Source organism: Marinobacter alkaliphilus, assembly GCF_055394375.1.
Genome location: NZ_AP043751.1, coordinates 3,201,792 through 3,224,817 on the forward strand (window position 1 = coordinate 3,201,792; position 23,026 = coordinate 3,224,817).

General features: G+C 52.4%; 18 protein-coding genes. 1 reads left to right on the forward strand and 17 read right to left on the reverse strand.

What is annotated here, in order from left to right; translation table 11 throughout:
- Positions 1–16: 16 nt before the first annotated feature.
- From ACZ5Q2_RS14610 to ACZ5Q2_RS14620, 3 genes are read right to left on the reverse strand one after another with little or no spacing between them, the layout of a single operon-like run.
- Positions 17–1,153 (reverse strand): glycosyltransferase family 4 protein, encoded by a 1,137-nt coding sequence (locus ACZ5Q2_RS14610; protein ID WP_061331072.1) that lies wholly within the window; start codon positions 1,151–1,153, stop codon positions 17–19.
- Positions 1,150–2,181, reverse strand: coding sequence for a polysaccharide deacetylase family protein (locus tag ACZ5Q2_RS14615; RefSeq protein ID WP_061331071.1), 1,032 nt, complete (start codon positions 2,179–2,181; stop codon positions 1,150–1,152). Before ACZ5Q2_RS14615 ends, ACZ5Q2_RS14610 begins: the two co-directional genes overlap by 4 nt.
- Positions 2,182–2,205: 24 nt before the next feature.
- Complete coding sequence (locus ACZ5Q2_RS14620; RefSeq protein ID WP_156471714.1) at positions 2,206–3,651, reverse strand: hypothetical protein; 1,446 nt, start codon at positions 3,649–3,651, stop codon at positions 2,206–2,208.
- Between the two features lie 274 nt (positions 3,652–3,925).
- Between ACZ5Q2_RS14620 and ACZ5Q2_RS14625 the strand changes: the two genes are divergently transcribed.
- Positions 3,926–5,128, forward strand: a complete 1,203-nt coding sequence (locus tag ACZ5Q2_RS14625) for a glycosyltransferase family 4 protein (protein WP_061331069.1) — start codon at positions 3,926–3,928, stop codon at positions 5,126–5,128.
- Here ACZ5Q2_RS14625 and ACZ5Q2_RS14630 read toward each other — a convergent pair.
- The 14 genes from ACZ5Q2_RS14630 to prpC all read right to left on the reverse strand — a co-directional run bounded on the left by ACZ5Q2_RS14630 (position 5,115) and on the right by prpC (position 22,878).
- Positions 5,115–6,221 (reverse strand): CapA family protein, encoded by a 1,107-nt coding sequence (locus ACZ5Q2_RS14630; protein WP_061331068.1) that lies wholly within the window; start codon positions 6,219–6,221, stop codon positions 5,115–5,117. The two genes, ACZ5Q2_RS14625 and ACZ5Q2_RS14630, sit on opposite strands and share 14 nt — an antisense overlap.
- On the reverse strand, positions 6,205–7,473 hold the full coding sequence (locus ACZ5Q2_RS14635; RefSeq protein ID WP_061331067.1) for a phenylacetate--CoA ligase family protein: 1,269 nt from the start codon (positions 7,471–7,473) through the stop codon (positions 6,205–6,207). Before ACZ5Q2_RS14635 ends, ACZ5Q2_RS14630 begins: the two co-directional genes overlap by 17 nt.
- Complete coding sequence (locus tag ACZ5Q2_RS14640) at positions 7,470–8,600, reverse strand: glycosyltransferase (protein ID WP_227510072.1); 1,131 nt, start codon at positions 8,598–8,600, stop codon at positions 7,470–7,472. Before ACZ5Q2_RS14640 ends, ACZ5Q2_RS14635 begins: the two co-directional genes overlap by 4 nt.
- 1 nt (position 8,601) lies before the next feature.
- Entirely contained in the window at positions 8,602–9,759 is a 1,158-nt protein-coding gene (locus tag ACZ5Q2_RS14645; protein ID WP_374812799.1) for a glycosyltransferase family 2 protein, read from the reverse strand.
- A complete protein-coding gene (locus ACZ5Q2_RS14650) occupies positions 9,756–10,655 on the reverse strand; it encodes an XrtA system polysaccharide deacetylase (protein ID WP_374812797.1) in 900 nt (299 codons plus the stop codon). Before ACZ5Q2_RS14650 ends, ACZ5Q2_RS14645 begins: the two co-directional genes overlap by 4 nt.
- Before the next feature lie 30 nt (positions 10,656–10,685).
- Positions 10,686–11,975 carry an outer membrane beta-barrel protein gene (locus ACZ5Q2_RS14655; RefSeq protein ID WP_374812795.1) on the reverse strand — a complete coding sequence of 430 codons (1,290 nt, stop codon included), beginning with the start codon at positions 11,973–11,975 and terminating at the stop codon, positions 10,686–10,688.
- Positions 11,968–12,867 carry a P-loop NTPase family protein gene (locus ACZ5Q2_RS14660; protein ID WP_244178307.1) on the reverse strand — a complete coding sequence of 300 codons (900 nt, stop codon included), beginning with the start codon at positions 12,865–12,867 and terminating at the stop codon, positions 11,968–11,970. Before ACZ5Q2_RS14660 ends, ACZ5Q2_RS14655 begins: the two co-directional genes overlap by 8 nt.
- Entirely contained in the window at positions 12,867–14,384 is a 1,518-nt protein-coding gene (locus tag ACZ5Q2_RS14665) for an XrtA system polysaccharide chain length determinant (protein ID WP_374812793.1), read from the reverse strand. Before ACZ5Q2_RS14665 ends, ACZ5Q2_RS14660 begins: the two co-directional genes overlap by 1 nt.
- A gap of 41 nt (positions 14,385–14,425) precedes the next feature.
- A complete protein-coding gene (locus tag ACZ5Q2_RS14670) occupies positions 14,426–15,070 on the reverse strand; it encodes an XrtA/PEP-CTERM system exopolysaccharide export protein (protein WP_374812792.1) in 645 nt (214 codons plus the stop codon).
- Positions 15,071–15,134: 64 nt separating this feature from the next.
- Positions 15,135–16,547 carry a TIGR03013 family XrtA/PEP-CTERM system glycosyltransferase gene (locus ACZ5Q2_RS14675; protein WP_152438013.1) on the reverse strand — a complete coding sequence of 471 codons (1,413 nt, stop codon included), beginning with the start codon at positions 16,545–16,547 and terminating at the stop codon, positions 15,135–15,137.
- A gap of 172 nt (positions 16,548–16,719) precedes the next feature.
- Positions 16,720–17,655, reverse strand: a complete 936-nt coding sequence (locus ACZ5Q2_RS14680; protein ID WP_061331061.1) for a PEP-CTERM sorting domain-containing protein — start codon at positions 17,653–17,655, stop codon at positions 16,720–16,722.
- 207 nt (positions 17,656–17,862) lie between these two features.
- A complete protein-coding gene (prpF, locus tag ACZ5Q2_RS14685; protein WP_374812789.1) occupies positions 17,863–19,041 on the reverse strand; it encodes a 2-methylaconitate cis-trans isomerase PrpF in 1,179 nt (392 codons plus the stop codon).
- Positions 19,042–19,111: 70 nt separating this feature from the next.
- Complete coding sequence (gene acnD, locus ACZ5Q2_RS14690; protein WP_374812787.1) at positions 19,112–21,739, reverse strand: Fe/S-dependent 2-methylisocitrate dehydratase AcnD; 2,628 nt, start codon at positions 21,737–21,739, stop codon at positions 19,112–19,114.
- Between the two features lie 5 nt (positions 21,740–21,744).
- Positions 21,745–22,878 carry a bifunctional 2-methylcitrate synthase/citrate synthase gene (gene prpC, locus ACZ5Q2_RS14695; protein WP_374812785.1) on the reverse strand — a complete coding sequence of 378 codons (1,134 nt, stop codon included), beginning with the start codon at positions 22,876–22,878 and terminating at the stop codon, positions 21,745–21,747.
- Between the last annotated feature and the right edge of the window lie 148 nt (positions 22,879–23,026).

Sequence of the window (23,026 nt, forward strand, 5' to 3'; positions counted from 1 at the left end):
TTTTATCTAATTAGAGTCAAATAAATGCAGCCACTTCAGAGCATATTCGCCGAATAACCGTAGACCACTGATATTCAGACTGCACCGCACGAGCGCCGGAAGCTCCAAGACGTTTTAGTTCATTTTCAGAACTTAAAAGATCGCAAATTAAGCGACCAAGTGATTCTATATCACCTCTATTTACTACATAACCTGCATTATTGCCTTCTATGATTTCGGGCATCACGCCACAACTTGTTCCAATGCAGGGTATTCCATATGACATAGCCTCGATAAAAACCTCTCCAAATGCTTCGTTATATGAAGGAAGCACGAAAATCGACGCGTCCTCGAAACATTTTTGATAAATTTCTAGGTCAATCGGGTTTCTTTTATCCAAAAATCCATAACAGGAAACCCCTGGCTCGTTAATGCCCCAATCTTTACCGACTAACGTTAATGTGAGGCTTGGATAACTTTTTCGAGCAATTTTAAAAGCTTTAACTAGATCCTGACCACCCTTTGCTTTAAACGAATGACTAGCAACGAACAGTATATTTCTTGTATCGTAACTCTTTTTAGAAACGTCCCTTACTGGAAAAATGCTGCCAAAGCCGGCATACACCACCTTTTCCTCGGGCAACTGAAAATCCTCTATAAATGATTTTCGAAGAGTTTTGCTCATCGTAAAAACTCTGGTTAGCGAATCATAGACGCCTTTTTCGAAATCATAAGCCCGGCTGACTACTTCCTTTGGCCTGAGCGCTAAAGGAATAGACTTGGCATAACTCGACAGATTGTTATCATGAAATGAGAAAAGAGGAACATCTCTCTTCCTGACACTTTCAGAGTCACTGATTGAATAGTTCGAACCTATCTGTATAACTGAATTGTAATCTTCACAAACCTCTTCAACTGCATTTATTGCATATTTGCTAGCAATTTTATATCGATATACATCTAACTGGTCCTTGATCTTCCATATATCTTTACTGGCTGAAATATTTTTCAGAAAACATGCTTTTCTAACCAAGAATGGAAGTTCAAAATCAACGACCTCACTCATATTTCCTTGAAAGCGAAGTTGATGAAACAGATTGTAAAACGCTGACCCCTTTTTTTCCTGGAATTTCCAACCTTGGATCAACCCGAGCAGGTTTACTGTTGAGGTCATATATTTCCCCAGTCAAACTTACTATCCCGATCTAAAAGTAAAGCCCCTAGTCGATCTATTCCCCAAACGGTTTTAAGAAACTCAAACCAGTTTTCTCCAACCCCATGCCTAGACATCGAAAATCTATCACTTATGCCCCGTCTATCATAGTATGCAGCTACAGCTGACTCGAATCCCGCGTTCTTTACTTCCATTTTAGAGAAATCTGTGATGTCGCTCGGCTGCCCATTCGGAAAGCAAAAATGACGACCTAGGTCGCCAAGTTCATGAGACAAATGATCGCGACATCCGATTACCTGATCTCTAACACCTCCCTCAGAAAGATGCCCAAGGCTAAAGTGATCTTTCGTATGACCACCGACCGATACTCCGTTGTTCTGCATCTCGCGCAACTCAGACCAGGAAACAGATCTATACTGCTCAATGGGCGATTTCGGTGGCTGAACGTTGGTAAGGAAAGAAATTCTCTCTAGAAGATCGTTAATGTCTTGGCCAGGGATCTTTAGCATGGCGCTGACAAGTTCAAACCATAGTTTCTCTTTATTTTCACGCCAATATTCAGGGCTATATTCGACACCCCCTATTGATAAGGGCTCTGAAATATCGACGCTATTTTCAATTATCCATTTTAACTTATCATGCCACAACCAAATCCCATCGCCGACAAAATCCGTCGCAACGTAAAATGTCGCCGGAAATCGATACTTCTTCAGTAATGGAAAACAAATCTCATAAAAGTCCCTATATCCATCGTCAATAGTTATAGTAACGATAGGTTTGGAGCGACCACTTCGAGACCGGCTTGGCGAACATCGATTAAGCGCCTCGGTAAGTGAAAGAACCTCAAAATGATCTTTTAAATATGCAAACTGTCTCTCCAGAACTCTCTTGCTTATTGCACCGTTCGTTCCCTCAACTGAAAATCGATGATACATTAAAATTCGGGGGTAACGTTGGGTGAGTGTTGAGGCGAGTTTATACCCCCCATATGGACCGACAGCTTTTACTACTCCTGACAATGACAACATCAAACCTTCCTTGAAAAAACACCATCACTGAGCTTGAAAATCCTGAGGTGGCAAAGGCGCGTTAACCTTATTCAACTCCCACCCTCTTGAATTAACATTTCCATTAGCATCAAAAACGTAGAGGTAGACACTATCTTTATCTTGACTGAGCGCTCCCAGATTTACCTCAACCGAAATTCTCCTATCGTCCCAGGCAACCGGACGCTGGATCTCACAGTGAGCACCTTTTCCTCTGATTTCTTCAACTGTCGAACGATTGCAAAAAAGCACTCGATGAAGGGTTTTATCAAGATAAATATCATCTAATTCCACAGTGAACGGCACTGGCATAAAATCGTCCATCCCTAAAAGCGCAATTGTCAATCCAGTGGCATCATCAACATCAGAATTTTTTAACGCTTCAGCCCAGTCGCTATCACTCGCTAAATACACTCGCCCATTTAGCCATGCCGTCAGACTCGGACTCGCCCCCAAGTCGATCTCAATTTCAAATAGATTCCAGTTTCCTGGCTCAGGAGAGAGGCCGCCAAAGCTGTTTGCCCATATCGATGACCCTGTTCCCGCCAAACCTAAATTCGCAAGCGAAAAGCGATAACCCCTTCCAGTTGGGTCCGACCAGAACCGGGCATACTTCCCTCTTGGCGACAGAAACCCATACTGGTCGAATTTCCCCAATGAGGATGACTCAGGAAAAACAACCTCAGCGCCAGACTCAAGCCCTACAATCCGCTTGCCAGTTAGATCTCTTATTGAGACGCCTCTAGGTGGTTCAATGAATAACCAGCCATTAGCGAGCGAACCGATGTCTTCATATGCTATAACCCTTCCTAGACCATCCACTCCCTCAATCTTAATGGACTCGCCGTAACTTTCACGTCCACCTGTAGCAAAGGCGGATGGTTTCCTCTCCGCGGGAATCGCATAATAGTTAGTAAGGTCGTAAGGCAACTTTATCCAAAAAGCAGAATACATCTTTGTTGATTCAAAGTTGGTATTCTCCCCTCCACTGGCTTTCGGCCACCCCAAAAAGTTTACATTACCCTTACCATAATAGTGTGAACCGGGATTACCATCCCTTGTCGGCCTGGAATTGGTTACCAGTATGCCCGTGCTGTGCTCCTCCGGCAGTGAAGGTTTCGTCCAAATTGTATTTGGATCGACATTCACTCGTTTTACTAGCGTCATGTCGTTGAACGTAGATTGGTGCTTATTGGCGACTCCATTTTCCCAGGTTACGTCCGTATGATCGAAAAGAACTGGAGCGCCTTGCTCTTTCCGTCCAAAACCCGAACCGGTTATCGTTATTGAGTTTCCAGAACGAAGCTCACTGGCGGTGCCTGTATCGATCCCTGAAAGTGTCGGGGCTGCCATTACCGAAGTTGTGATGGCTGCCAAGCTAGCTGCCATCATAAAGCTTGCCCCGCTAATTGCCCGTCCTTTCGAGATTAAAGATGCTAGCGAATTATTCATTTTGATCTCCCCCGGCTACGCTCGAAACGATCGCCAAATATCCATGCAGACGAGTCACCCACACTTGCTCCGCTCGTACAACATCTCCACCAGACCTCAAGCAACTATAAACGCTGTAGGTGTCTATATTTATAATAACTATTGTCTCAGATTTTGCGACTGCGTACTCTACACAACGCTCATTTTCGTTAGTTTGTTCAACCCTTTGAGCTCAATACCTTATAATTAATTCCGATAAGGCCTGATTTAAAAGAAAATTCTGCAGGGATCAAAAATGGATATATTTGTTCTGTACAAGGAAGACTACCCATGGGACGTGAGGATCGAAAAAATTGCCAAGAGCCTCAGGGACCGTGGCCATAATGTTACTATCGTTGCTCGCAACCTTTCCGGCAACAGTCCTGTAGCAGAGAGTGACGGCCTGCCGATCATCAGGCTCCCCGTGATAGGTGCCGCTAATTCGCTAGTTCGGAAACTTGCGAATGTACCGATATGGTTTAACCCTTTCTGGATCCGCACACTTAATGCAGCCATCTCAGGATCTGAGAACCCTGTGATCATCGTTCGAGACCTTCCACTGGTTAAAACTGCACTAAGTGTCGCAAAATCGAGGAACGTGAAAGTAGTTTTGGACATGGCAGAGGTTTATCCCTATATGTATGCTTCTGCGCGAATGTTCAGTAAGGGCTTGAATCTCGAGACATTGGCTAAGAGCCCCTCAATGGCAGCTCGTTACGAATCTAAAGTGCTACCCAAGGTTGACCATACACTTGTAATGATTGAAGAGTCCCAGGATAGGGTTCTTAACAAAGGCATCGATCCTGGAAAGGTAACGATTGTCAGCAATACTCCACCCGCCACAAAGTTTTCAGGAACCGCACATCAACACCAAGGAAGAAACCTTCGTTTGGTCTACGTCGGATTCCTGACTAAACTCCGAGGTCTCGACCTTCTTATCAAAGCAGCTTCCGCTTACGTCAAAATGGGTAACGAGCCTAGCTCTCTCAAAATTGACATCGTTGGCAAAGGATCTGAGCGAGAAAACCTCATTAACCTTGTAAAAGAACTGAACCTCGAACAGTCGGTTACAGTTCACGGTTGGCTGGAACATGAGCAGGTTGACCAGCTTATGGCCCAAGCTAACGTTGGAGCTCTCACTTATCGTGTTTGTCCTCACTGGAACCACACCATCCCGAATAAAATATTTGACTACATGCTCGCTGGTCTTCCGGTTCTTGCGACCGAGGTCAAGCCCATAGAAAGAATCATTAATGAAACCAAATCCGGACTGGTCTGCCGAGACAACGATGTAAGAGACATCGCCGAAAAGCTTCAAATTCTCAGATCCCCAGAAACCCGTGCAACCCTTGGCGCAAACGGTGTAAGCGCAGTTCAGTCAAAATACAACTGGGCGAATGATGAAAGGCGCCTTCATGCAGTGATCGACTCACTTGAAAACCAGGTCAAGTTCCGGTGAGTCTTCTATATGCAGTTCTCGCCAGGGACTGAACCAAAAAATTTGGAGGATACCTGAGAATATTTCTCAGAAAATACCGATAGCTGGAGTACCGGAACCTCAGCTCTTCAACCCTGTATCTTGCGAAATAGTCGTCATCGGAAGTTGGCTTGTTTGCCATCGTTTCAAACCGTTCCCAAGACAGCAGTGAATTTACCTCTGTTTGAGTCGCTTGGTCAGCAATTTCAAGTCGGAATCCTTCACCAATCTTAATGGGGACCCAATTCACACACGGGGCCTGACCAGCCTCCAACTCAACGTTTGCCACAAGTGTTTGTTTTGTGCTTTCTGACCAAAGGTCAAATAAGAAGTTACCAAGAGAGTAGAAAATCACACCCTTTTTGTATCTCTCGACTGGCTGGACCACGTGTGAATGGTGTCCAAACACCACATCGACCCCAGAATCGATCAACGCATGCCCTAACTCAACCTGGCTTGGGGCCGGATAATCCAGGAACTCAAGCCCCCAATGGATCGAGCAAATCAAAAAGCCCGGACAAGCAGCTCTCAATTTCTCGACCTCTGCAATCAGATCCGCGTGGCCTTCTCTTTTACTATATGGGAGCGCAGTATTTCGGTCGGCCCATTCCTCAGGCCTTAACGAAATATTGAAAATGTGACTTTCTATTCCGCCATGAGAAATTACATGGATATTGGGGCCGCTTCCAGATTCAAGGCCAATCACATCCATACCGGCCTTTCGAACATTAGATACGGTATCCCAGAAGGCGGCCTCTCCATGCTGCATAGAGTGATTGTTTGCAACACATAGAACATCGATACCGGCCTGTCGCAGAAACTGAAGGTGTGAAGGATTCCCTCTCATTTCAAAGGAAGCCAAGCTAAGTGGTCGTAACCCCAAATCAGAAGTAACTGTTTCCAGGTTGGCAAGCACGAGATCTGCGCTTTCGAAGCATTTAGAAATCCCCTCTACAATCTCGAATCCACTCTTAGAAAACGCGCTGCGCATTCCATGCCCGACACAGACCGGGTGATCACCTAGCGAAATGTCCCCCACTGCTGAGATTCTTAATGTCTTATTTTCCACAGTCATTGAAGTCCATATCCAAGAAAAAATAGGTGTGTTTCCCTTTCCGCATAAAGGCTTCTCCAACGACAACCGTCATGATTAGGTTTTGCTGAACATTCAACTGCGATCTCAACTCCAAATTCACCCATTCCTTTAAATGGTCTGCTCCACGCGAAGGCTCGATCGACACAAAGAGCTGAAAAGATCCTAGTTCAGATTGCGAAACAGTAAACTTGAAACATTCGTTGAAGGCATTCATGTACGCATCCAGAGCCCGACCGAAGACGACCGCATGAAACTTGTGATCAACAGTCAGATACGCGAATTGCTGTGCAGTCCGTCCGCGCAGCTCATCAATGGTCTTAGTATCGCCAAGAAGCTCACAGCCAGTATCCAGCACCGTTAAGCTATCACCCAACTGATAACGAACCAGACTTTGGGATTTGCGGAAAACATCTGTGACCATAACCTCGCCATTTTCTGACTCAACCCAAAGCCATGGATTAACCAGATGCATGTGTCCGCCGGCACACTCGAATGCGATAATGTCGAATTCTGTTGATCCGTACTCCTCAATAACCGGCGCTCTGAACGCTTCGCTGATATATCGCTTCTGGGCTGGCAAAATGGCCTCTGCAGTGCAAACCACTGCTTTAATACCAGTAGGTTTGAGTCCCTTATTTTTTATGACTTGGGCAGCCTCCAAAATAAGCGAAGTGTATCCATAAACATACTCTGGCCTCCAACTGACAAGCCTTGCAACGGTAGCCTCTACATCGCCCTCCGCTGGATAGAAGACCTGTCGGTTTAATAGTAAGTCCCGCACCTTCGCACCGAAGGTATTAGCAGCCCTCCCCCAAATTCGGGCTTCTCGTTGTCCCAGACGCAAACCATGCTTCCGATAACAATATGCACGAACAGCCAGCATTCGTGCCAACTCCTCGCGGGACAAGACAATACTCGTCGGTTCTCCCGTCGTACCCGCGGTATGACGAGAGAAACCAGCACTCTTGTTCTGACCAGAATTAGCAGCCTCCCGAAAAGTGCCCTTCGTCAAAGGCTTTTGCTTGGATACCTCTTCGATGCTACTAACGACATGTCCATCTGCTCCCCGTGGCTTGACTTTCAAGAGAATGGCATCCAATAGCCGCTGCCTGTCAGCTGGGTTCGAACTCCAGATACCCGACACCTCTTTCTCAAACCTGGAAACGGGCAGTCGCAGAAGGATAAAGGTCAGCCTTGCTAGCCCGTACCTCAGGAGGTACCACAATTTCATGATGCCAAAGCTCTCCGGTAAACTTTCTCGTATTGATCCGCCATCGATTGCGATGAAAGCTCATGTAGCACTTTCTGCCTTCCGCGCTCGGACCTCTTACGAGCTGCCAAGGCATCCTCCAGTACAGATTCCATAGCTCCCGCAATTTCTCTTTCACTACCGTTTACCAGAATTCCGTTGGCACCATTTTCAAGAACTCTAGGAATCTCCCCTACACAGGTCGAAACAATAGGAAGTTGAAGCGCCATAGCTTCAAGCAGCGTGATAGGGAGCCCCTCGGTCGTCGAAGAAATAACCAATACTTTGGATCTCGCCATCAACGCCGGGATATTTGGATAATAGCCCGGCAGTAAGACATCTTTTTCCAACTTATTATTGGAAATATCCCGCTCTAAGGTATCTCTGAGAAATCCCTCTCCTGCGATCAACAAACCTGCCCGTGGAAACTTGTCTTTAAATTCGCGAAACGACAAGACGAGATTGGTAAACCCTTTTTCCGGAGAGAGGCGCCCCACCCCTAGAATTACTGGTTCGTGATCACGGACAAATTCATTGATTTCTGTAGGTAGGGAATCCTTTGACTTACGTAAGATGTCCTCAACCTTCAGCCCGTTCCTGATAATGGCAATTCGCGTCGATTGTCGAAGAATTAAGGGAAGCTCTCTTTTCATTGCTTCACCCACCAGCACCACGGCGCTCATTCGCCACAGAGCGAGCCGGTCAAGAAGTTCATAAGCCCACATGCGAGTGAATCGGGGCGCATGTACATATCCGTGTAATGTGGTGACAACCGGAACCGTTTTGTTAAAGCGTCCAAACAATCCCAAAAGAATATTAAACTTGTACCCATGGGAATGGATGATATCTGCGCCCCATTCATCAGCCCACTCACAAATCCTGCGAGTTTCAGACCTATTCAACCCAGGTTTCATTCGCCAAACTGTTATTGGAAGCCCCAAGCGGTCTGCCTCTTTTTCGATGCCCTTGGACTCTATACCCGGCTCACCCGCACTTAGAATCATGGGATCAAGGCCTTGCGACTGCTGCGCCTCAACCAACGTCAGTAGCATCCGCTCAGCACCATAGAGCCCGCCGCTGTCGATGAGGTGTAAAACCTTTAGACTCACCTCACCCCTTCCTCGGATTCCAAATCACCTTCTTCTCCCCTTTAGAAAACGCAACAAACGCCTGGAGAGAAGCGAGGTTTAACAACATGAAGTAGTACGGCAACGCATAAAGGGTAGAAAGCGCTTGGCCCTCTTTTTCTTTCTTATGACCCGACCATGCGAGATACAGAAAAAGTGCATAACCTGTTGCTACCAATGCATAGAACCCTTTTACGGGCGCCAGATAAATGGCCGCAAGCGCAAGGGTTACCATCGGAGCAAATGCGGCGTAGCGAAGCAGTTTGTGCGATATAAGTTGCCAGGCGAAGATTGGGTCTCCTGCCGGATTCATAAGGTGCTTCATATCTTTCAACGCCCATAGCGCCCGCAGGCTCACCCGCACCCGCATGCTGAATTCGCTACCGCCATCGCTCAGGGCTTCTTCCTTCAGCAGTGCCTCTGGCTCATAAACAACGCGGTAGCCCTCGTCCACCACTTTCAGAGGTTGAACAAAATCCGGTAACTGGTCAGCTCCTAACGGTTGATAGAGCTCCTTTCGCATCGCATCAATTCCACCATCAACCCCAACGATGGAACCAATGCGGGTTTCCTGATCGCGCAGCCAGTTTTCGTATCTCATGTAAGCGCTGCAGCCGTCCCCCACCATGGAACCGTCGGCGTGTACGTAGACCATCTTGCCTGTTACATACCCCACCTGAGGGTCCGCAAAGTTGCGGCACAGCTTTCGGACTGCCTGGGTGTCCCATTGGGAGTTCGCGTCGGAGAACAGCAGGATGTCGCCATTAGCTTTCGGTACAAGTGTATTCAGCCCTGCGGTCTTGCCTTGCCTAGGTATCTGGCGGAATAGACGAATCGGTATGTCGGCGGCTGCAGCAACCTCTTCCACAATGCGATCGGTGCCGTCTTCGGATTCGTCGGATATCACCAGAACTTCCAGTTTTTCCGGCGGGTAATCCAAAGCCAGCTTGTTCCTGAGCGTGGCCTCGATATCCTTCGCCTCGTTGTAAGCAGCAATCAGAATCGACACCTTTGGTAAATAATCGTCGTTAGCCGCTATTGGAGTGGGCTTGAGCATCGCCAGAGCTTTCACCGCCAACGGGTAACCAAAATAGATGTAGAACAGCAGTGCAAAAGACGCCCAGAACACAAACTCCATCATGCGGCACCTACCGTTTGGAAGGCTTCCGATGGCTTGGTTTGGGTGTCCAGAACGCCCTGGTCTTTCAGAACGTTGCTCATGGTTGTGAATCTGAAGTGCCGGATCAGTTTCGCCAATCGCTGTTCGCACACATCCAGGTTGTTGTAGTGCCGGAATCTGGAGAACCATTTCACATCAAGACGGGGCTGTCCTGGGTCCACCTCCCAGGGATGCAGATAAAACACGAAAGGCTTACCCTGCCGATTGATAGAGCCCAGGCCGAATTTGCTGAACCAGTAAGGGAACAAACGGAAGTAACCTCCGCCGGCGATCGGTAAGGTGTATCCGGGCAACTTGAGCGTACTAAGGGGAAACTCGGCCAGCTCGTAGCCTTTGTCTGTCATAAGCCGATGCGGCCATCGCGGGGTGCCCGGCATGCCGTAACGGTCATGGTGCACCGGGAAGATGGACGAATCCCAGGTAAATCCCTGCTCGGCCAGAATATCCAGGGCCCACCGTGATTGGTTGGTTATGGAGTAGCTGGCTGCGCGATAGCCGGTTATCGGTTCACCGAGGATGTCTTCCAGAATGGCTTTGGAGCGAATGGTTTCTTCCTGGAACACTTCAGGTGTCTGGTTGTAAATCAGTTGATGGCTGTAACCATGACTGGCCACTTCATGGCCGGCGTCGGCTATGCGCTTGACCAGATTTGGTGATCGTTCGGCAACCCAGCCCAGTGTGAAAAAGGTTGCCTTTATACCGGCCGTCTCAAATAAACCGAGGATACGATCGGTGTTGGCTTCTACACGATATTCCATGCTGGACCAGTCATCATATTTAACGGCCTCTGCCAACGCAGCCACCTGGAAGTAATCTTCCACATCGATCGTCAGTGCGTTCCTGATTTGCTCTGTCATGGCCATTACCTCAAACACATCCTGTGCCGTTTACCGGAACCGGTACTCCACCCCAACCAACACCCAGTTCTCGTCGTACTCCCGGGTAGGTACATCACTTACTTTTCTTTCGTGCCCGACTTTCGCCACCAGGTTGAAGTCCCGGGTTGCCTGGTACTCGGTACCGGCTTCCAGCCTGAGTGTGCGGTCATCTGCCTGGTCGCTCTGGAACTTGGTGTAGTCATAGCCGATGCCGGCGTAACCACTGGCCAATTCCGTCAGAGGCCTTGAATAGCGCGCATTAAGCCCGGACTTGTCCTCACGCTCCGGTGACTCCAGATAATCCGCCTGGCTGGCATACACATCAACAGTCAGGGATGACCGGTCTGAATAGCGCTGGTTAATACCGGTAGAGAGCGTGGTAGTTTCAACCGAGATGCTGTCACGCAGGTTGAACTCGAACTCGCCAAATCGGATGTCAAAGCTGGAGGTGCGGTCGGTTAGCTCCCGGGCACCGCGCAGGTACCAATCCAGGCTTGGGGTAATGGTGCGTGTGAGGTCCAACTCGCCGATCAGGCCGTCGCTGCTTTGGGTGGTTGAACCAAAGCGGGTTTCTATTTCGCTCACCCCAATGGCACCGGACAATCTTGTGGTGGCCCACACGTTGGAAAACGTCAGTCTGGCGCTCTTTACATCAACCTCCGCATCGGTGTCGTACTCGGTACGGCTGTATGAGGTGCTCACGCCTGCAGTCAGTGTCTGGCTTACGATGTGGTTCCACGCCACAGAGCCGATGTAGCGTTCGCTGTCCGATTCTTCTGGCTCACTGAACTCGACGTTTTCATATCGGGCCGACAAGTTCAGCCAGTTGGTATCGTTCACGCGCAAAAGGTAACGGGGGCCGGTGCTGAATACGTTTTTGCGAGTTCGGTTGTCAGGGATGTTGCTCTGGGTCGCGTCCTGGTTCACTTCACGTAGGTTGTTGCTGACATCCCAGTAAAAACGGTTCGCCAGTTCGCAATCACCGGTGAAGTCCATCTCACCAAAGGCTTCGTCATCAAAGGAGTTGTCGTGCCACAGGGAATAGCCCAGAGTACCGGTAAAGTCTGCATTACAGCGGCCGGGGTCAGTGCGATAGCCAGCTCTGATGTAGGCCCGCGTTTCCATATCGCTGGTTTCGCCGCTACTGGTTTTGCGGGCATTATCGGTGAAACGGGTGTCCAGGCCCCCGGTAATCTCAGAGTTACCTTGGGCGGTGGTTGCAGTACCGGAACATACCAGCAAAAACCCGATCGCCAGTATTCTGCTGTGGGGCATCCCTGCGCCCTGCTTGCTATCCATTGATCACCGCTCCCACAAATTTATCCGGGTTGAAAGCCGTGGCAGCATGCTCAGCGGTAGTTGCTGTGATCTTGCCGTGAGGAACCACCAGCATGGCGTAGTCACACAATTCGGTCAGAATCCTAGCGTCAGGTGATTCAGAAATGGGCGCAGTATCCAAAACAATGAAGCGATCTGGGTAGCGGCGACGAACGGCTTGTAGGAACTGCTTCATTCGGAACGATGTAAAGAATTCCGACGGCGTTTCACGGCGGCTGCCAGCCGGGATCAGTCTCAGCCTCGGGATACCCGTTGGGTAAAGGATTCTGGCGATGTCATAGTCTGGGTCATCCAGGAAGTCTGTCAGGCCCGTTTCTGGCAACACATCCAGAGTGGTGTGCAGGGACGGCTCCCGGAGGTTGCAGTCAATGATCAGCGCGGTTTTCGCCTGGTCAAAGGCAAAGGCTGCGGCCAGGTTGAGCGCAACGAAGGAAGATCCGGCCCCAGAGGAGGCTCCGCTCACCACCAGGGTGAAATTGTTGCCGCCAGAAAGCTCGAGAAGCTTGGTCCGCAGGTCCCGAAACCGGTTAACGAGAGTACGGTTGCGGGATTCAGGATAGATAATGCGGCGTTCGTCCAGGTCATCAGGTGTCAGCCGCCTGGGCTCCTGCATCCGCACAATCTGCTTGCTTATGACGTATTTGTCTACAGCGCCCGGCCCAAGTTCAAGGGAACTGGGTACCAGCATCCTCGAGTCGTCTTCGTCAAAGTGTCCGAGTTCTTGCTTGAGACGTTCTTTGCGCTTCAACCAGAAAGACTGCTCATCCGCACTGCGAGCGCCTTGCTCCTCTGATTGTCCAGAGCGTTGCTCTGTTGGATCCAGTTCGGGCTGATCATTTCGTTGTTCTGGCATCAGATCACTCCCAGTTGGGCGAGCACAACGATGGTGATATACACCGCTGCAGTTAACACGACAAAAATGCCGACCATCATGGTGACCCGCCGGTCCCGGCGTTTCTCAAAGGGGGTGCGCACTTCCGGTATTTCGATCAGCACCGGTAACCCGATGCCGTCTTCAAGCTGCTTACGGGCACGAATTCGGGGATCGACCTGGAGCAATCCGGCAACCGCCCCAAAAGGCGCTGCCAACCCAAGGATAAGCCCGGCCATGGCGAACATGGAAAACTGGGGGCCAGAAGGCGTTCTGGGGAACTGTGCCGCTTCGTTAATTCGGTAATTCAGGCCCTGCCCTTCTATATCAAGATGCATGGACACCCGCGCTTTTTCCCTGCGTTTGAGCAGGTCGTCATAGATTTCGCGGTTTACTTCCATGTCTCGGGTGAGTTCCGAGTACTGAGCTTTATTGGCCTGTATGCGCTCCATCCGCTGAGTCTGCTGCTCCATAAGGCGCTGTAAGGAGTTGATACGGGTATCAATGGTCGCCATGTCGGCCCGGGTTTTGGAGAGTGCAGCGCTGAGTTCCTGATAGAGCGGGTTTACAGCCTCTTCGCCATCGAGGGATGTGGTACCGCCTTGCTGTGCCGCAGCCAGATCCCGTTGGCGTTTGAGTTCGGCCAGCTGTTCCTGGGTGATAACGATGTCCGGATAGGTGTCGTGGTATTGCAGCCTCAAGGCATCCAATCGCTCTTCCAGTGTCCGAATCCGCTCCCGGAAAGCATCCTCGGTTCTGCCCTGGCGAATGGTCGGCCGGATGTTGTTGAGTTGTCCCTGCAAAGAAGCAATACGGGTTCTCAGCTCTTCCTTCTCTAGCTGAGCCAACTCCAGCTGGTTGCGCAGCTGGGCCATTCTGGAGTTTGCCTCCTGCTCCGTGCCGTCGGTGTTTTCAGAGAGGAACTGTTTCAGGCGATTTTCGGCCTGGGCCAGCTGCCTCTCGTAGCTTTTCACCTGCTTGTCGATGAAGTCGTAGGCGTTGCGGCTTTCTGACCGCTTCCGGTCTTTGGTCTCTTCTATGAACACCTGGCCCAGCTTTTGGGCTACACGGAAGGCTTCCATCTGGGAAGTCGAGGAAAAGCCAATACTGAAGTAGCTATCGCCCCGGGGGCGCACCGATAGCCCACTTCGGATTTTGGCGATGCGCCCTTCCAAAGCATCCGGGTCCATGGGAGCGTTACGGTAAATCTCCGGGTCTGAGGCCACCCGCTCAATCAACGTTCGGCTCATCAGAAGCTCTCGGGCCGCCGATGTTCGATCATTAATCTTGGTGGTAACCGCACGCCCTTCCATCAAGGGCGCAATAATATTCCGGTCATCCACGAAGATAATGGTGTCTGCCTGGTACTTGTAAGGCCATATAAACCCGGCACCCAGCACCGCAAAACTGACAACCACAAACAACAAGAACGCCAGGCCCTTGCGCTGGCGCACTTCGCGAATAATCTCTTGCGGTAACTGCGATAACGGTAATGCCATAACTACACTCGATTCGAGACCAATGGTTCAGACAACGTCTGTCAGAAACTGCGTTCCGGGATGGTCAGGATGTCGCCCGGGCGCATGGAGTAATTGGTTTCAACCTGCCCCTTGCGCAGGATGTCGTCCAGTTTCACAGGGATGGCGACTACCTCGTTGCCCACCTTGCGGTAAAGCATGGACTTGTTGAGGGCAGCGAACTCGTTGGCACCGCCAGCATTGAGAAACATGTCCAGCACCGTCATGCCACTGCGATGGGGAATAGACACAGGCTGGCGCACAGCGCCAGTCACACGCACCCGGTCAGTGAACTCATGGCTGCCCATGGAGGTCACCACCACGCTTACCTGCGGTTCACGTATATATTCAGCCAGAGATGCCCGGATTGAGCTGGCAAGCTCCTCAGGCGCTCTGCCACTGGCCTGAACATCACCAACCAGCGGTACGGATATTTTTCCATCCGGGCGCACTGGAACCGAGATACTCAGGTCCTCGTTACGCCACACAGACACCCGGACAACATCCGTAGCACCGAGTATGTACTGGTCCACACTGTCGCGGGTATCCAGTGCGAGTGCTCGCTGAATCTTGTCAGGAGAAGATGCGGACGGCCCTGCACAACCTGTTGCCAAAGCTACCGCCATGAAGGACACAAACAGCCCTTGGGTGAGATACTTCCGTGACATCGTATACCCTCTCTTGTGAGGTCCGTGCTGCATTCCATGTTTCGGGAACAGCTTACTCCCGAAACTACCTTGATCCTTTTTTGAACAATACCACTTCTACTGTCTGAATTATAACCAACAGATCAAGAAGCAAACTCTGATTCTTGATGTAATAAAGGTCGTAACGAAGCTTTTCCCGGGTGTCTTCTTCGTTGTCTGCGTAGGCAAAGCATAGCTGTGCCCAGCCGGTCAGGCCTGGTTTTACCCGGTGGCGTTCAGAGTAAAAGGGGATCTTCTCTGATAACTGCGCCACGAATACCGGGCGTTCCGGCCTTGGCCCTACAAACGCCATGGTGCCGTTAAGAACGTTAAAGATCTGTGGCAACTCATCAATTCTGACTTTCCGGATAAACTCGCCAACCCGAGTTACCCGGGTATCGTTCTTTTTTGCCCAGACGGCTCCGTCCTTTTCGGCATCGGTGATCATTGAGCGGAACTTATGAACTTTGAAGACTTTGTTATTCAGCCCAACCCGCTCCTGGCTATAGATCACCGGCGCTTTAAAGCCGTCTTCCAGTTTGATGGCAAGTGCGGTGAGGATCATGATGGGAAACGTCGCCAGCAGCAGTGTGCCTGCGGCGAGAATATCGAGCGTTCGCTTGCCCGCACCGTAAACGGACGACACTGAGAAACCATCCGAAAAGACCAGCCAACCGTGACTGATCATTTCCAGGGCCACTTTCCGCGATTCCCGCTCATAGAAATTGGCACCGTCAATAATACTGACACCTTCCATTTTGCATTCCAGAAGGTCTTCCATCGGCAAGCCGCGCCGGCGGTCATCTACAGCTACCACGATCTCCCGAACGGGATGGCGCAATACGTAGTCGTGTAATGATGTGGGCAGGTTGATCAGGTGCTGATCACCCACTTCGATGGGTTCGTCCGGGAGTGGGACAAAGCCATCAAGCGTGAACCCCTTGCGGTTGAATGGGGTGGTGAGATCTTCCAGTAGTTGCCTGGCCCGGTGCCCTGCGCCAAGAACCAATACCCGGCGCTTGAAAGCCTCTTTGCCAACCAGGGCAAAAAACAGCACGCGCACTATGCCCAGCGAGAAAATGGCCAGAACTGTGGCGGAGGTGAGCAGGCCGAAACTGCCCAGATACCAAAGCCAGTCATCCGCGATGAAGTAAGCGAAACCGTGAACCGGGATAGCCAGAATCATCGCCATGATGGTTCTTAGCATCATGCCGGACATGCCCTCTTCCACCCGGGACTGATGCACACCCAAGGCAATCATAACCAGCAGGTTAAACAGGGCAAACGTAATGATGGAGGGCAAGACAAAATACAGATGTTCAAGGAAGAAGCCGACTTCACCAAAAAAGCGGAAGAACACCGCCAAACCAAAGGCAAAGCCCATCACGACCAGATCAATCAGGCCAAGGATGACAAAAGGTAGGTGAATATAGTGTCTGAACAACCTGACGTGGGCCACGTCGACTCCTTGTGCGGTTCACACTGCACTGTACTGCCAGCATCCTTTGCTACACACCGTAACAAACCGTAACAGAATTGTACTTCAATCTCCTGAAACTTCAATGAGTCCTTTAAAAACAAAGATCGGAATCTCACAGATGAGATCCCGATCATGCGCTTGACCCAAGGGTTTACTTGTTACGGCGACGAACGCCCAGCAAGCCAGCCAGGCCCAGACCAAGCAAACCAAGCGTACCCGGCTCAGGAACACTCGCCACAGGCTCGTCAGGAATGTCGACGTTGTCGAGGGTTTCGCCCATCACATAGGAGTAGCTCAGCTTGACCAAGTCACCCTGGAACAGGTTGCCAATATTGAACGCCAGGCCAATTACGTTATCGCCATCGCCGTCGTTCTGACCGGCCAGGTAGGTATCCGGGTCATAGCTCCAGGACGAGGTGATACCGGTGTTATGCTCGATCGAAGAGTTTGTGTACAAGCCAAGGGTCAGGCCAGTCTGGGCGCCCTGGGAGTTTACAAAGTCTTCCTCGGCAATGCCTGCTCCGCCTCGGGTATTGATGGTGTTGAAACTGCCGTAGGTGTTTACATCGGGATCCGGATCAATCGCCCGCAGGAATTTCAGGCCGGTCAGGTCAGTCAGGGCCTCGATAGAGGTCAGGACATCAATGCGCTCGTAATTGTCATTGAAGATGTATTCGTGGGTGATATTGAACATCCCACCGTAGGTTCCACTCCAAAGCACGTGGTTATCGAAGGCGGAACCGCCACTGATATCCGTCAGGGAGGTGGAACCAATGTTGCTGGGCCAATCATTGTTATTGTGAACGTTGCCGAACTGATCGGCCTTCACACCAAACATTTCCCAGGGACTGCCAGGAGTCAGATAGTCCTCTGCGCCCCAGCTGCGTGTGCCGCTTGGATCGTGCAGCAAGCCAGGGGAGGTCGTTCCGCCGTAACCCAGCGTGCCGTTGTCGCTGATGGCGGTACGAACATAATCACCTTCCATGATGATCGGTGCCGCCAATGACGTTGCTGAGAAAGCAAGTGTCAGGGCCGCGCAACCTGCCAGCAGTGCCGGCTTTTTGAATGATTCAGGAATACGATTCACTGTCTAATCTCCCTTTAGATAAAAAATCCGCGTTGTTGGTCGGCGCTTATAACCGCCGGCCAAGCGGTCCGTGCAGCAATAAACTGTCCAGTTTCACGTCAGGCTTTAAATATCAGGGAGATAGAGGAACTTTAGAAGGGAAAAAACCGGAGGTGTATCTGGAATGTGTAAAATCCTTCAACACCTCACAGGTCTGACTGTAACGAATCAGAAACAGTCGCCGGGCACCCTCACCCAGCCTTCCATGATAATCCGCGCGCTGCGGCTCATGATGGCTTTGGTGGCGGTCCACTGGCCGTTAACTTCTTTGGCTTCAGCACCCACACCCAGGGTTCCGGAGGGGTGACCAAAGGTGACTTCGGTGCGATCTCCGCCGCCGGCCGCCAGGTTCACCAGGGTTCCGGGAATGGCGGAGGCGGTGGCAATGGCCACGGCAGCGGTGCCCATCATGGCGTGGTGCAGCTTGCCCATGGACAGCGCTCGAACCAGCACATTGATGTCTGCCGCGTTGATCTGCTTGCCACTGGACGAGACGTAATCCACTGGTTTGGCTACAAACGCCACTTTTGGCGTGTGCTGGCGGTTGGCGGCTTCGGCGACGTCCTTGATCAGCCCCATCTTTACCGCGCCATGGGCACGAATGGTCTCAAACATCGCCAGTGCTTTGGGGTCGCTGTTGATGTCGTTCTGCAGCTCGGTGCCTTTGTAGCCGATATCTTCCGCATTGACGAAGATGGTCGGTATACCGGCGTTGATCATAGTGGCCTTCAGGCTTCCGACGCCCGGTACTTCCAGGTCATCCACCAGGTTACCCGTGGGGAACATGGCGCCTTCGCCATCGGCCGGGTCCATGAACTCGATTTTCACTTCTGCGGCCGGAAAGGTCACACCATCCAGTTCGAAATCGCCGGTTTCCTGCACTTCACCGTTGGTGATGGGTACATGGGCCACGATGGTTTTCTGGATGTTGGCCTGCCAGATACGCACGGTACAGATACCGTTGTCTGGAATGCGGTCTTTGGCGACAAAGCCGCCGTTGATGGCGAAGGCGCCTACCGCAGCTGTCAGGTTACCGCAGTTGCCGCTCCAGTCTACGAACGGCTTATCGATGGAGACCTGGCCAAACAGGTAGTCCACATCGTGGTCTGGTTGGGTTGGTGCCGCCAGAATCACCGTTTTGCTGGTACTGGAGGTGGCGTTGCCCAGGCCGTCGATCTGCTTTTCATAGGGATCGGGGCTGCCGATGACTCGCAGCAGCAGCTTGTCCCGTGCTTCGCCGGGCACCTGGCAGGCTTCCGGCAGGTCTTGCAGGCGAAAGAACACGCCTTTGCTGGTGCCGCCACGCATGTAGGTAGCGGGGACTTTGATTTGTGGGGGGAAGCTCATCAATGCGCCTCAAATATGGAGTCTGGTTCTAAAGTGGGGTCTGACCCCGTACGGGGTCAGACCCCTAAAATCAGACCGCAGCACCTTCAGAAGCGAGGAAATCCTGCGCGAAGCGCTGCAGTACGCCGCCTGCGGTGTATACGGTGACTTCTTCTGCTGTATCCAAACGGCAGATCACCGGAACACGGTCCACTTCGCCGGTCTTGCGGTGAATCACGAGCTCCAGCCTGGCACCCGGTGCAGCCTTGCCTTCCACATCGTAGGTTTCGGTGCCGTCCAACTGCAGGGTATGGCGAGTGGTGCCTTCCTCGAACTGCAGGGGCATTACGCCCATGCCAATCAGGTTGGTGCGGTGAATGCGTTCGAAGCCTTCGGCCACAATCGCTTCCACGCCCGCCAGAGCAACGCCCTTCGCCGCCCAGTCACGGGAAGAACCCTGGCCATAGTCGGCGCCGGCCACGATGATCAGCGGCTGCTTGCGCTCCATGTAGGTTTCGATGGCTTCCCACATGCGCATGGTCTTGCCTTCCGGCTCAACACGGGCCAGCGAGCCCTGCACTACTTCGCCGTTCTCGTCCCGAACCATTTCGTTGAACAGTTTCGGATTGGCCAGAGTGGCACGCTGGGCGGTCAGGTGGTCACCACGATGGGTTGCGTAGGAGTTAAAATCTTCCTCCGGCAGGCCCATCTTGTGCAGGTATTCACCGGCTGCCGAGTCCATCATGATGGCGTTAGACGGCGACAGGTGGTCAGTGGTGATGTTGTCCGGCAGGATCGCCAGCGGGCGCATGCCCTTGAGTTCCCGCTCAGCCGCCATGGTGCCTTCCCAGTAGGGCGGGCGGCGGATGTAGGTGGACTGCGGGCGCCAATCGTACAACGGGCTCTTCGCCTGCTCGGCAGCATCCAGGTTGAACATCGGGATGTACACCTGCTTGAACTGCTCCGGCTTCACAAATTCGCCGACAATACGGTCGATTTCTTCATCAGACGGCCACAGGTCTTTCAGGGTGACCGGCTTGCCATCCTTGCTGTAACCCAGGGCGTCACGCTCGATATCAAAACGCACGGTACCGGCAATGGCGTAGGCCACAACCAGGGGCGGAGACGCCAGGAACGCCTGTTTGGCGTATGGGTGAATCCGGCCGTCGAAGTTACGGTTACCAGACAGTACCGCGGTGGAATACAGGTCACGGTCAATGATTTCCTGCTGGATTTTCGGGTCCAGGGCGCCAGACATGCCGTTACAGGTGGTGCAGGCATAGGCCACGATACCGAAACCCAGTTTCTCCAGTTCTGGTAACAAACCGGCTTCTTCCAGGTACAGGCGGGCCACTTTGGATCCCGGTGCAAAGGAAGATTTTACCCAGGGTTTGCGAACCAGCCCCAGCTCGTTGGCTTTCTTGGCCAGCAGGCCAGCCGCCACCACGTTGCGGGGGTTGGAGGTGTTGGTGCAGGAGGTAATGGCAGCGATGATGACCGCGCCATCCGGCATCAGGCCCTTCTTCTCTTCTTCCAGCGCTTTGTCCAGATTCACCGCGATGCCGCGGTCGTGCAGATCAGAAGTGGCTACGCGGCGATGCGGGTTGGACGGGCCAGCCACGTTTCGCACCACGGTAGACAGATCAAACTCCAGCACGCGCTCGTACTGGGCTTCGGTCATTTCGCTGGCCCACAGGCCGGTTTCCCTGGCGTATTTCTCTACCAGATCCACCTGCTCCGGCTCACGGCCGGTGAGTTTCAGGTAGTCGATGGTCTGCTCGTCAATGTAGAACATCGCGGCGGTGGCGCCGTATTCCGGGGTCATGTTGGAAATGGTGGCACGGTCGCCGATGGTGAGGCTGGACGCACCTTCCCCGAAGAATTCCAGATAGGCGCCAACCACGCGCTCCTTACGCAGGAACTCGGTAATGGCCAGCACGATATCGGTGGCAGTGATGCCCGGCTGGCGCTTGCCAGTCAGCTTCACACCCACGATATCCGGCAGGCGCATCATGGACGGACGGCCCAGCATCACGGTTTCCGCTTCCAGGCCACCCACGCCCACGGCGATAACGCCCAGGGCATCAATGTGCGGGGTGTGGCTGTCGGTGCCCACGCAGGTGTCCGGGAAGGCAATCGGATGACCGTCTTCGTCCGGGCGGTTCTGGATCACCGGAGACATTTTCTCCAGGTTGATCTGGTGCATGATGCCGTTACCGGCTGGAATCACGTCTACGTTCTTGAATGCGGTGCGGGTCCAGTTGATGAAATGGAACCGGTCTTCGTTACGGCGGTCTTCAATGGCGCGGTTCTTTTCGAACGCATCCGGATCAAAGCCCGGAGCTTCCACGGCCAGGGAGTGATCCACGATCAGCTGGGTAGGCACCACCGGGTTAACCTTGGCGGGGTCACCGCCCTTCTCGGCGATGGCGTCACGCAGGCCAGCCAGGTCTACCAGGGCGGTCTGGCCCAGGATGTCGTGGCACACAACCCGCGCCGGGTACCAGGGGAAGTCCAGGTCGCGGCGGCGTTCAATCAGCTGCTTCAGGGAATCGGAAAGGGATTCCTTGTCGCAGCGGCGCACCAGCTGTTCGGCCAGAATCTTGGAGGTGTACGGCAGCTTGGCGTAGGAGCCGGGCTGGATAGCCTCCACCGCCTGGCGGGTGTCGTAGTATTCCAGGTCGGTGCCTGGAAGCGGTTTTCTGAATTCGGTGTTCATAATAATCAGCTCCGCTCTTCAATCGGCAACCAATCCTGATGCTCAGGACCAGTGTAGTCCGCGCTCGGGCGGATGATGCGGTTGTTGGCGCGTTGTTCTTTCACGTGGGCGGCCCAGCCGGATACCCGCGACATCACGAAGATGGGCGTGAACAGTTCGGTGGGGATGCCCATGAAGTGATAAGCGGATGCATGGAAGAAATCGGCGTTGCAGAACAGTTTCTTCTCGCGCCACATGACTTCTTCACAACGCACAGAAACCGGGTACAGCACGGTGTCGCCCACTTCTTTGGCCAGCTTCTCGGACCACTGCTTGATGATGGCGTTGCGCGGATCAGACTCTTTGTAGATGGCGTGTCCGAAGCCCATGATTTTCTCTTTGCGTTCCAGCATGCCCATCAGGCCGGCTTCGGCTTCTTCCGGCGTCTTGAACTTCTGAATCAGTTCCATCGCCGCTTCGTTGGCGCCGCCGTGAAGCGGGCCACGCAGAGAACCGATGGCGCCGGTTACGCAGCTGTGGATGTCAGAGAGTGTGGAGGCGCAGACGCGGGCGGTGAAGGTAGAGGCATTGAACTCGTGCTCGGCGTACAGGATCAGGGATACGTTCATTACCCGCTCGTGCAACTCGCTGGGCTTCTTGCCGTGCAGCAGCTCCAGGAACAGACCACCGATGGAATCGCATTCGCTGTTGGCGGTGTCGATGCGCACGCCTTCGTGGGCGAAGCGGTACCAGTACGTGATAATCGCCGGGAAGGTGGCCAGCATGCGGTCAATTTTGTCGTCCTGCTCGCTGAAGTCTTTTTCGGTTTCCAGGTTACCCAGCATGGAGCAGCCGGTACGCATTACGTCCATGGGGTGAGCGTCTTTGGGGATTTGCTCGAGCACCAGTTTCAGGGCGTCTGGCAGGTTGCGCAGGCTTTTGAGCTTGGCTTTGTAGGCGTCCAGCTCGGACTGGTTCGGCAGTTTGCCGCGTAGTAGCAGGTAGGCTACTTCTTCGAACTGGGCGTTGGCTGCCAGATCGGTTACGTCGTAGCCGCGGTAGGTCAAGCCGGTGCCGGTTTTGCCGACGGTACACAGCGCGGTTTCGCCAGCTACCTGGCCTCGCAGGCCTGCGCCACTAAGTTTCTTTGCTTCAGCCATGTTGGTCTCCCGTTGTTTCTGATTTTTCTGTTAATGAGTCTGACCCACTTTTACCTCGGTCATTCTCCGGAGTCAGCTGTTCCAAAATGGGGTCAGTCCCCATTCGGGGACAGACCCTTTACTGTGGAGTCAGCTGTTCCAAAGTGGG